Annotated in this window: 11 protein-coding genes; 6 read left to right on the forward strand and 5 right to left on the reverse strand. The window is 57.4% G+C overall.

Features of this window, described 5'->3' with window-relative positions; all coding sequences use genetic code 11:
• Positions 1 to 297 precede the first annotated feature (297 nt).
• A complete protein-coding gene (gene ypdK, locus CWM53_RS16405) occupies positions 298 to 369 on the forward strand; it encodes a membrane protein YpdK (RefSeq protein WP_099119320.1) in 72 nt (23 codons plus the stop codon).
• Between the two features lie 70 nt (positions 370 to 439).
• Here ypdK and alaC read toward each other — a convergent pair whose 3' ends face one another.
• Positions 440 to 1654 (reverse strand): alanine transaminase, encoded by a 1215-nt coding sequence (gene alaC / locus CWM53_RS16410; RefSeq protein WP_008803894.1) that lies wholly within the window; start codon positions 1652 to 1654, stop codon positions 440 to 442.
• 267 nt (positions 1655 to 1921) lie between these two features.
• Positions 1922 to 2038, reverse strand: coding sequence for a hypothetical protein (locus CWM53_RS31150; protein WP_162677109.1), 117 nt, complete (start codon positions 2036 to 2038; stop codon positions 1922 to 1924).
• Between CWM53_RS31150 and CWM53_RS16420 the strand changes: the two genes are divergently transcribed.
• Positions 2037 to 3734, forward strand: a complete 1698-nt coding sequence (locus CWM53_RS16420) for a sensor histidine kinase (protein WP_061153743.1) — start codon at positions 2037 to 2039, stop codon at positions 3732 to 3734. The two genes, CWM53_RS31150 and CWM53_RS16420, sit on opposite strands and share 2 nt — an antisense overlap.
• Positions 3735 to 3745: 11 nt before the next feature.
• Positions 3746 to 4483, forward strand: a complete 738-nt coding sequence (locus CWM53_RS16425) for a LytR/AlgR family response regulator transcription factor (RefSeq protein WP_012967486.1) — start codon at positions 3746 to 3748, stop codon at positions 4481 to 4483.
• Between the two features lie 52 nt (positions 4484 to 4535).
• Here CWM53_RS16425 and glk read toward each other — a convergent pair whose 3' ends face one another.
• Positions 4536 to 5501, reverse strand: a complete 966-nt coding sequence (gene glk, locus CWM53_RS16430; RefSeq protein ID WP_012540954.1) for a glucokinase — start codon at positions 5499 to 5501, stop codon at positions 4536 to 4538.
• A gap of 263 nt (positions 5502 to 5764) precedes the next feature.
• Between glk and CWM53_RS16435 the strand changes: the two genes are divergently transcribed.
• Positions 5765 to 7000: an ion channel protein gene (locus tag CWM53_RS16435; RefSeq protein WP_074388006.1), complete on the forward strand. Its 1236-nt coding sequence runs from the start codon at positions 5765 to 5767 to the stop codon at positions 6998 to 7000.
• Here the strand turns inward: CWM53_RS16435 and CWM53_RS16440 are convergent.
• Entirely contained in the window at positions 6997 to 8658 is a 1662-nt protein-coding gene (locus CWM53_RS16440; RefSeq protein WP_074387911.1) for an alpha-keto acid decarboxylase family protein, read from the reverse strand. The genes CWM53_RS16435 and CWM53_RS16440 overlap by 4 nt on opposite strands.
• A gap of 180 nt (positions 8659 to 8838) precedes the next feature.
• On the opposite strand from CWM53_RS16440, the gene mgrA reads away from it, so the two are divergent.
• Complete coding sequence (gene mgrA, locus CWM53_RS16445) at positions 8839 to 9831, forward strand: L-glyceraldehyde 3-phosphate reductase (RefSeq protein WP_074387910.1); 993 nt, start codon at positions 8839 to 8841, stop codon at positions 9829 to 9831.
• Positions 9832 to 9961: 130 nt separating this feature from the next.
• Complete coding sequence (locus tag CWM53_RS16450) at positions 9962 to 10321, forward strand: DUF2502 domain-containing protein (protein WP_100750814.1); 360 nt, start codon at positions 9962 to 9964, stop codon at positions 10319 to 10321.
• A gap of 57 nt (positions 10322 to 10378) precedes the next feature.
• Here CWM53_RS16450 and CWM53_RS16455 read toward each other — a convergent pair.
• Positions 10379 to 10663, reverse strand: a 285-nt coding sequence (locus CWM53_RS16455) for a divalent metal cation transporter (protein WP_206062626.1), incomplete at its 5' end; no start/stop codon positions are given.

Consider the following 10663-nt stretch of genomic DNA (forward strand, 5'->3'; position numbering starts at 1 on the left):
CTGGCCGTCCTCCATTTTGCCCATCGCCAAAATCCGTTTTGACAGCGTCGCTGGCGTGAAATTTATTACCGAGTGAAATTAATGTGTCGCCGAATCACGACACTCGTAAGTAACTAAAAATTAATAAAAAAATGCCCCTTGTTTCCCTCATTTTTTAGGCGTACATTAGCGCCATCTGGAGCACAAAGCGCACAGAATTGCGAGCTGCCGCAGCGTGATTTTTCACCCGCGACAGCTCAGGAAAAACAGAACAATTAATTCATTTGAACGTCGCATAAGCGCGTGGAGTGATGAATCGTGAAATACTTCTTTATGGGCCTCTCTTTTATGGTCATCGTTTGGGCCGGTACTTTTGCCCTGATGATCTAGACTGCAGCGGTGTCAAAAAAAACGGGAGCCCACTGGCTCCCGTTTTTGTTATGGCGTATTCGCCGAAGCGCTAGCTCGCGGCGGGCAGCAAACCATCTGCGCGGAACATCGCCTTGATGCCGCGGATTGCCTGGCGCGTACGGTCCCGGTTTTCAATCAGCGCGAAGCGGACGTGAGTATCGCCATAGTCGCCAAAGCCTATCCCCGGCGAGACGCAGACCTTCGCTTCATTAAGCAACTTTTTCGCAAACTCCAGCGAGCCCATGGCGGCGTAAGGTTCCGGTATTTTCGCCCAGACGTACATGGACGCTTTCGGACACTCCACCATCCAGCCAGCTTCGTGGAGCCCTTTCACCAGCACATCGCGACGGCGCTTATATTGCTCGGCGATTTCACGCACGCACTGCTGATCGCCCTCAAGGGCAGCGATCGCCGCCACCTGCAGCGGCGTGAACGTGCCATAGTCGTGATAGCTTTTGATGCGAGCGAGGGCATTCACCAGGGTCTTATTGCCGACCATAAAGCCAATGCGCCAGCCGGCCATGTTATAGCTTTTCGACAGGGTAAAGAACTCGACGGCGACATCACGCGCGCCGGGCACCTGCATGATGGAGGGCGCTTTCCAGCCGTCATACACGATATCGGCATAGGCCAGATCGTGGACGACCAGGATGTCATACTGCTTCGCCAGGGCGACGACCTTTTCAAAGAAGTCCAGCTCGACGCACTGCGCGGTCGGATTCGAGGGAAAGCCAAGGATCATCATCTTCGGCTTCGGATAGCTCTCGCGGATGGCACGTTCCAGCTCGTTAAAGAAATCCACCCCTTCCACCAGCGGCACCGAGCGCACCTGCGCCCCGGCAATCACCGCGCCATAGATGTGAATCGGATAGCTGGGGTTTGGCACCAGCACCGTGTCGCCATGATCCAGAGTCGCCAGCATCAGGTGTGCCAGCCCCTCTTTCGAACCAATGGTGACGATCGCTTCCGATTCCGGATCGATGTCAACGTTATAGCGTTCTTCATACCAGCGTGAAATGGCGCGACGCAGGCGCGGGATCCCCCGCGAGGTAGAGTAACCATGGGTGTCAGGCCGTTGAGCAACGGTGCAAAGTTTTTCCACGATATGCGGCGGCGTCGCGCCATCGGGATTGCCCATGCTGAAATCAATAATATCTTCGCCGCGCCGGCGCGCAGCCATTTTCAGTTCAGCAGTAATATTAAAAACGTACGGGGGGAGACGATCGATACGCGTAAAACGGCGTTCAGGACTGGATTCAGCCATAGGTTCCTCTAATTAACGTTAGCGCCCGGACCGTCCGAGCGACGCTGCCGCTGTTGCGGCTCGTTTAGAAAATAACCTGAAAAAAATCATGTTGTCGAGAGGCATGATGAAAAATATTCTCTGGCGAAAAAAACGGGTATCGACCGCAGTAAATGCGGCTGTGAGTCGCCGGAATAATTCAGAGTTGCATAAGTGTGATAACACATTGATATCTTTCTTATCACAGATATTTTTCGTTAAAAGGCAAGACTGCGGCTATCGCGGTACTCACCCATTAATCCCCTTTAAAAAGCATGCCTTTTCCTCATTATATTTCTGCGGCTGGTCTTCTGCCGTCAGGTTTTTTATCATGTTCTTTTCTGGCCACTGACGCGGCGCACCCATGCACGAAATTTTTACGATGATGCTGGCGGTCTATGATCGTGCGGCCCTGATGCTTATTTGCCTGTTTTTCCTCATTCGCCTGCGCCTGTTCCGCGAACTGTTGCATAAGTCGGCCCATACGCCGAAAGAGCTGCTGGCCGTGACCGCCATTTTCTCGCTGTTCGCCCTGTTCAGCACCTGGTCCGGCGTCCCGGTGGAAGGTTCGCTGGTGAATGTGCGCATTATCGCCGTCATGTCTGGCGGGATCCTGTTTGGTCCGTGGGTAGGGGCAATTGTCGGGGTAATTGCCGGCGTACACCGCTACCTGATTGATATCGATGGCGTCACCGCCGTGCCCTGCTTTATCACCAGCATTGTCGCAGGCCTGCTGTCAGGATTGATTAACCGTAAAGTGGCCCGCGATCAACGGTGGAAAATCGGTATTCTGGCCGGCATGGTGTGTGAGACCCTGACCATGATCCTGGTAGTGGTCTGGGCGCCTTCCCTGAACCTCGGCCTGGATATCGTCTCTAAAATTGGTATCCCGATGATCCTCGGCAGCGTCTGCATCGGTTTTATCGTGCTGCTGGTACAGAGCGTGGAAGGGGAAAAGGAGGCCAGCGCGGCGCGGCAGGCAAAACTGGCGCTCGATATCGCCAACAAAACCCTGCCGCTGTTTCGTCATGTTAACAGCGATTCTTTGCGCCAGGTATGCGAGATTATCCGCCGCGACATTACCGCCGACGCGGTGGCGATCACTAACACCGAACACGTACTGGCCTACGTGGGCGTGGGGGAAGCCAACTATCAACACCACGACGATGTCATCAGCCCTACCACCCGGCAAGCGATTCGTTATGGGAAAATCATCATAAAAAACAATGATGAAGCCCACCGCACGCCGGAGATCCACTCCTTGATGGTCATTCCGCTCTGGGAAAAAGGCGTGGTGACCGGCACGCTAAAAATTTATTACTGCCACGCCCATCGCATCACCTCGACACTGCAGGAGATGGCGATTGGCCTGTCGCAAATTATCTCCACCCAGCTGGAGGTCTCCCGCGCCGAACAGCTGCGGGAGATGGCCAATAAAGCGGAGCTGCGCGCCCTGCAAAGCAAGATTAACCCGCATTTTTTATTTAATGCGCTGAACGCGATCTCCTCCTCGATTCGCCTTAATCCGGACACCGCGCGCCAGCTCATTTTTAATCTGTCGCGCTATCTGCGCTATAACATCGAATTAAAAGACGATGAGCAGATTGATATCAAACGAGAGCTATATCAGATCAAAGATTATATCGCCATTGAACAGGCGCGATTCGGCGACAAGCTGACGGTCATCTATGATATTGACGACGACGTCAGCTGCGTGATCCCGAGCCTGCTTATCCAGCCGCTGGTGGAGAATGCCATCGTTCATGGTATCCAGCCCTGTAAAGGCAAGGGGGTGGTGACGATCGGCATTAACGAGTGCGGAAATCGGGTACGCATCAGCGTTCGCGACACCGGCAACGGCATCGATCCCGCCGTCGTCGCTCGCGTGGAAGCCGACGAAATGCCGGGAAATAAAATCGGCCTGCTTAACGTTCATCACCGGGTGAAGCTCCTCTACGGCGAGGGGTTGCATATCCGCACCCTGACGCCAGGAACAGAAATCGCCTTTTATGTCCCCAATCACCACACGCCGCAGGCGCTGACGGAGTCTCTGTTGTCATGAGCGGAGAAAAGATGAAAGTTATTATTGTGGAAGATGAGTTTCTGGCTCAGCAGGAGCTCTCCTGGCTTATCAACACCCACAGCCAGATGGAGATCGTCGGCAGCTTTGACGATGGCCTGGACGTGCTGAAATTTCTCCAGCACAACAAGGTCGATGCCATTTTTCTCGATATCAATATTCCGTCGCTGGACGGGGTTTTGCTGGCGCAAAACATCAGCCAGTTTGCCCATAAGCCTTTTATCGTCTTTATCACCGCGTGGAAAGAGCACGCCGTGGAAGCCTTTGAGCTGGAGGCGTTTGACTACATCCTGAAGCCCTACCAGGAGTCACGCATCATCAATATGCTACAAAAGCTAACCGCCGCCTGGCAGCAGCAAAATAACGTCGCTGCGGGAGCGACCAGCGCGGCGCCACGAGAAAACGACACCATCAATCTGATAAAAGATGAACGAATAATCGTCACCAGCATCCATGATATTTATTATGCTGAGGCGCATGAAAAGATGACGTTCGTCTATACCCGCCGGGAGTCATTCGTCATGCCGATGAACATCACCGAATTCTGCAGCAAACTGCCCACCGCACATTTCTTTCGCTGCCACCGCTCGTACTGCGTGAATCTGAGCAAGATCCGCGAAATTGAGCCGTGGTTTAACAATACCTATGTGCTGCGCCTGCGCGACCTTGAATTTCAGGTGCCGGTGAGCCGCAGTAAAGTGAAAGAGTTTCGCCAGCTGATGAATCTGTAGAGGCGGGAAGTCCCGCCATCCGGGCTACGACGGTAGCCCGGGAGGGATGCGCTTATAACACCTGGCCCAGCGTCTGACGCAGATGCGCGCCGGAGCCCAGCAGGCCCGGGTTTTCATGGACGATCAGGTAAACCGGAATATCCTGAACATAAGCTTTGAAACGGCCTTTGTCTTCAAAACCGCCGCGGAAGCCGGAGGCTTTAAAGAACTCCAGGAAGCGCGGCACGATGCCCCCGGCGATATACACGCCGCCAAAGGTCCCGAGAGTCAGCGCCAGGTTTCCGCCGAAGCGGCCCATAATGACGCAGAACAGCGATAGCGCCCGGCGACAGTCGGTACAACTGTCCGCCAGCGCTCGCTCGGTGACCTCGCGCGGCTGCAGGTTTTCCGGCAGGCGGCCATCAGATTTCACAATCGCGCGGTACAAATTGACCAGTCCGGGACCCGAGAGCACGCGTTCTGCGGAAACATGCCCCAGCTCGGCGCGCAGCTCCTCCAGAATAATCCCCTCTTCTTCGCTGTTCGGCGCAAAATCGACATGACCGCCTTCGCCCGGCAGGCTGACCCAGCGCTTGTCAACGTGCACCAGATGCGCCACGCCAAGCCCGGTTCCGGCGCCATAAACGGCGATCGGTTTGCCCGCTACCGGAGCGCTGCCGCCAAACTGAATGAGGTGCTCGGCTTTCAGCATCGGGATGGCCATGGAAACGGCGGTAAAATCGTTAATTATCTCCAGATGGGCAAAGCCAAGGTTGCGCTTCATTTCAGCGATGGAGAAGGCCCAGGTATGGTTGGTCATCGCTACCCAGTCGCCGGTGATCGGGCAGGCAATGGCGATGCAGCCTTCGTTGACGGTCACCTGGTGCTCCTCCAGATAGACGCGCACCACCGCCTCCAGACTGGGATAATCGAGCCCGGAATAGGTCTTAGCACGAGAGATCTCTCCGCTCGCCAGATCACATAGCGCCAGGCGGGCGTTGGTCCCCCCGACATCTCCTACTAAAGCAAATTTTGTCATTCCGTTACGGCTCCGCTAAAGTCAAAATAATTCTTTTGGCACACTGTAAATTCATGGCGGCTTAACAACAACGTCCAACGCGCAGACGCCCCTTGTTTAGCGACACAGGTCACATTTAGTTTGTAATCTATGCAAGGTAGTCTGTAAACGACGCCTCGGATATCAGACGCCGCCTTAACTTTATCGTTTCAGCACCATTTGCATCGACGGCCCCTACCGACGAAGGCAAAGTAGTGCTTCAGAACTTTGACAAGGACATTTTCATGCTCCATCCTCGCGCCAGAACAATGCTGATCCTGTCGGTGCCGGCCATCCTGATAGGTATCGCCTGCAGTCTGATCCTGATCGGCGCGATGAAGGTTGCCGCGCTGCTACAGCGCGTGCTGTGGAGCAATCTGCCCACCCAGTTGGGGATGAGCGCTGACAGCCCGCTATGGATTATCGCCATGCTCACGGCGACAGGGATCGCCGTGGGCCTGGTCGTCCGCTACAGCCCGGGACACGCCGGGCCGGATCCGGCCACTGAATCGCTCATTGGCGCCCCCATTGCCACCGGCGCGCTGCCCGGGCTGCTGGCCGCGCTGATCCTCGGCCTTGCCGGCGGCGTCAGCCTCGGCCCGGAGCATCCGATTATGGTGGTGAATATTGCGCTGGCCGTCGCCGTCGGCTCACGGCTGTTTCCGCGCGTCAGCTCGCTGGACTGGACCATCCTCGCGGCCTCAGGCACCATCGGCGCCCTCTTCGGCACCCCGGTGGCCGCCGCGCTGATTTTTTCGCAAACCCTCAACAGCAGCAACGAGTCGCCGCTGTGGGATCGTCTTTTTGCGCCGCTGCTTGCCGCCGCCGCGGGCGCGCTGACGACCGGGCTGTTTTTCCACCCGCATTTCACGCTGCCGATCCCCCATTATGGCCAGATGCGCTTCGTCGATATCATCAGCGGCATGATCGTCGCTCTGATTGCTATCGCCGTCGGTATGGTGGCCGTCTGGTGTTTGCCGCGCCTGCACGCCCTGATGCATCGTTTGAAAAATCCTATCCTGACGCTGGGCATCGGCGGGCTGCTGCTGGGGATCCTCGGGACTATTGGCGGGCCCTTAACGCTGTTTAAGGGGCTGGATGAGATGCAGCAGCTGGCTTTCAGCCAGACGCTAACCGCCGCGGATTTTCTGCTCATCGCGCTGGTCAAACTGGCTGCCCTGGTGCTCGCCTCCGCCAGCGGTTTCCGCGGTGGGCGGATTTTCCCGGCGGTCTTCGTCGGGGTGGCGCTGGGGCTGATGCTGCATGCCCACGTGGAAGCTGTACCAGCGGCGATCACCGTCTCCTGCGCGATCCTCGGCATGGTGCTGGTCGTCACCCGCGACGGCTGGCTGAGCCTGTTTATGGCCGCCGTGGTGGTCCCGGATACGACGCTGCTACCGCTGCTGTGCATTGTGATGCTCCCGGCCTGGCTGCTGCTGGCCGGGAGGCCGTTGATGATTGCCAAACGACATACCGACTAAACGCGGCTGTTTCGCTCCTCCAGCGCCTGCGTCACCGCACGCAGGAAATCGGGGATATCCATTTTCGGTAGCATCACTTCGACCAGGGTAAGGGTATCAGAGGTGATGCTTTCCGCCATCGCTTCCCGTAACTCAGCCGTGTGCGTGACCCGCCAGCAGCGAGAAACAACGTCCGGGGCAAAGGCTTCCGGCAGTCGCTGCCAGTCCCACAGGGCGATGTCATTGTAGCGCTGCTCAGGGCCGTGAATCGCCCGCTCCACGGTATACCCTTCGTTATTCAGCAACAGAATAAGCGGTTTTTGCTTATCGCGAAGCATAGAGCCCATCTCCTGAATCGTCAGTTGGGCGGCGCCATCGCCGACGATCAGCACCACCCGCCGCTCTGCCGCCGCGGTTTGCGCGCCATAGGCGGCCGGGAGGGTAAAACCAATCGACCCCCACAGCGGCTGGACGATCAGCGACGCCTCTGACGGTAGCTTCAGCGCCGCGATGCCAAACGCCGCCGTCCCCTGATCGGCGAGGATAATATCGCCGGGGCGCAGCGCATCCTGCACCGTCGACCAGAAATTCTTCTGGGTTAACTCGCCTTCGGCCTCCTCTTCCACTTCCGGCGCCACGACCTGAGGCGCCGCCCACTCCGCCGCCAGCGGGGCGGAAAGCGTCATTAATGCAGCCAGAGCTTGATCCATCGGCACGCCGCTGAACCAGTGGTCGCCCACCCTGACGGCGAAGGGCTGGATCTCTATGGTCTTCTCCCGCGCCAGATGCTGGGTGAATCCCGCGGTGATAGTGTCGGTGAAGCGCGTGCCAATGCAGATGATGGCGTCGGCGTTTTCAATCGCCTCCCGGGTCTGTGGGGCGCTGGCGATCCCGCTGTAGGTCCCGACAAACCCGCGCTGCTGCTCATCGAACAACCCCTTGCCCATTAGCATGGTGGCATGGGCGATGGGGGTTTTCGCCACCCACTCCCGGAGCGTGTTCTGCAGGCCATAGCGTTGCGCCAGGAAATCCGCCAGCAGAGAAATGCGTCGGCTGCCCCGCAGCAGGCGGCTGGCATGTTCGCGGAACCCCGCGAGCTGGTTTTCATCCGCCGTCGCGGCCTCCACCAGCAAGCGCTGGGCCGGGGCAATCGCTGCCGCTCTGGCGACATCGGCCGGCAGCATCAGATAGCCGGGCCGATGATGCGTCAGCATATCGCGCAGAACACGGTCGATTTCATGGCAGGCATTGCCGGCGGTCAGCAGCGCCTGGCTGCAGGTGATCTGCTCGCTCATGCGGGCGAAATGGCGAAAATCGCCATCGCCGAGGGTATGGTGCAACAGTTCGCCGCGCTGCTGGGCGCCGGTAGAGGGCGCGCCGACGATATGCAATACCGGAATATGTTCCGCATAGCTACCCGCAATGCCGTTCAGCGCGCTCAGTTCACCGACGCCGTAGGTGGTCAGCAGCGCACCGGCCCCTTTGATGCGCGCATATCCGTCAGCGGCATAGGCCGCATTCAGCTCGTTGGCGCAGCCGACCCAGCCTAATGCGCTGTGCGCGATGACGCGATCGAGAAACTGTAAGTTGTAATCTCCCGGCACGCCGAACAAGCGGTCAATACCGCAGTCGACGAGGCGATCCAGCAGATAATCCCCAATAGTGTAGGTCGGTTGCATGTCCATTATCCTCATTTTGGTGCAGGTGTAATTTGAGTATTGAATAAGCGATCCGCCTGTCCAGAAGGGGGACGATAAAGCCGGTGTAAAGCAATAGTTACGCCCAAAAAGCAGTGTACTCCATGCAGAACATTGATTAGTGTAAACGTATACACACCCTGTTTTATCTGCGGAGGAAGAATGGTTTACCAGGCAAGCACCACGCGATATCAAACGATGGAATATCGTCGCTGCGGTCGCAGCGGCCTTCAGCTCCCGGCGATTTCTCTCGGCCTGTGGCACAACTTTGGCGACGAAACGCGAGTGGAGACCAGCCGGCAGATGCTCCTGCACGCGTTTGACCTTGGCATCACTCATTTCGACCTGGCCAACAACTATGGGCCGCCGCCGGGTTCAGCAGAGAGCAATTTTGGCCGCATTCTGAAAGAGGCGCTCCTGCCCTATCGCGATGAGTTAATCATCTCCACCAAAGCGGGCTACACCATGTGGGACGGCCCTTACGGCGACTGGGGTTCACGTAAATATCTGGTGGCCAGTCTTAACCAGAGCCTGCAACGCATGGGGCTGGAGTATGTCGATATTTTTTATCATCACCGTCCGGACCCACAGACCCCCCTGACGGAAACGATGCGTGCGCTCGATCACCTTGTACGCCAGGGGAAAGCGCTTTACGTCGGGATCTCCAACTATCCGCTGGCCCAGGCGCAGGAAGCGGTGAAGATCCTTAACGACCTCGGTACGCCCTGCGTCATTCACCAGCCCCGCTACTCAATGTTCGAACGCAGTGCGGAAGAGGGGCTGCTGGATTTTCTGCAGACGGAAGGGGTGGGAAGTATAGCGTTTTCACCGCTGGCCGGCGGACAGCTTACCGATCGCTATCTGAACGGTATCCCGGCCGACTCTCGCGCCGCCAGCAGCAGTCGTTTTCTGCAGCCGGAGCAACTGACCGCCGCCCGATTAGAAAAAATTCGTCAGCTAAATACGATGGCGGAAGAGCGCGGGCAGAAGCTGTCGCAGATGGCGCTGGCCTGGGTACTGCGCGAGGAGAAAGTGACCTCCGTGCTGATCGGCGCCAGCAAAACCACGCAGCTGGATGATGCTGTCGGGATGCTGCAGAATCGTCACTTCAGCGCCGAGGAATGCGCGGCCATCGATGCCATCCTTGCGCTGTAAAGCAAATGTTACTTTAGCAAAACGTGCTCTTTTCTGCGCTTTCGGAGTTCGTCCGATGCGGCGGGTCTTTACCGGCCCGTAATATCAGGTTATCAGGCCGCTTACGGCCCCGATCGTGAAGGAGAAGAGTATGTTCAGGTCACTGATTCTGGCAGCAGTACTGCTGGCCGCAGCGCCACTAGTTGCTAACGCTGGTGAAATCACCCTGCTGCCATCGATAAAATTACAAATTGGCGATCGTGACAATTACGGTAACTACTGGGACGGTGGCGGCTGGCGCGACCGTGATTACTGGCGTCGTCACTATGAATGGCGTGATAACCGTTGGCATCGTCATGACAACGGCTGGCACCGCGGCTGGGACAAGGGCAAAGATAAAGCCTGGGAGCGCGGCTATCGTGCTGGCTGGAGCGACCGCGACGACCACCGCGGCGGCTGGGGACGAGGCCCGGGCGGACGTGGGCATGGACATGGACATGGCCATCACTAGCAGACTTAAAGGGGAGCCCATTGGCTCCCCTTAACGTTATCCAGCATGGGTAATGAACTACGCCACGCCGAGCAACGATCCCACGATTAACCAGCCGTTCAGGCTCACGACAATAGCGACAATTGCCCAGCCAGTGCCTCTCACCCAGCGAGTGTTCACCAAATCCCCCATGAGTTTCGCATCGTTGGTGAATATCAGCAGCGGCACCAGGGCAAGCGCAATACCAAAACTCAGCAGCACCTGACTCATCACCAGGATACGCGTAGGATCCAGCCCCAGCAGGATCACCACAAACGACGGCAGCATGGTGACCGCCCGACGAAACCACAGCGGGATATGAAA

The organism is Klebsiella sp. A-Nf5, assembly GCF_002810545.1.
In the GTDB taxonomy this organism is placed as follows: Bacteria; Pseudomonadota; Gammaproteobacteria; order Enterobacterales; family Enterobacteriaceae; genus Klebsiella; species Klebsiella variicola.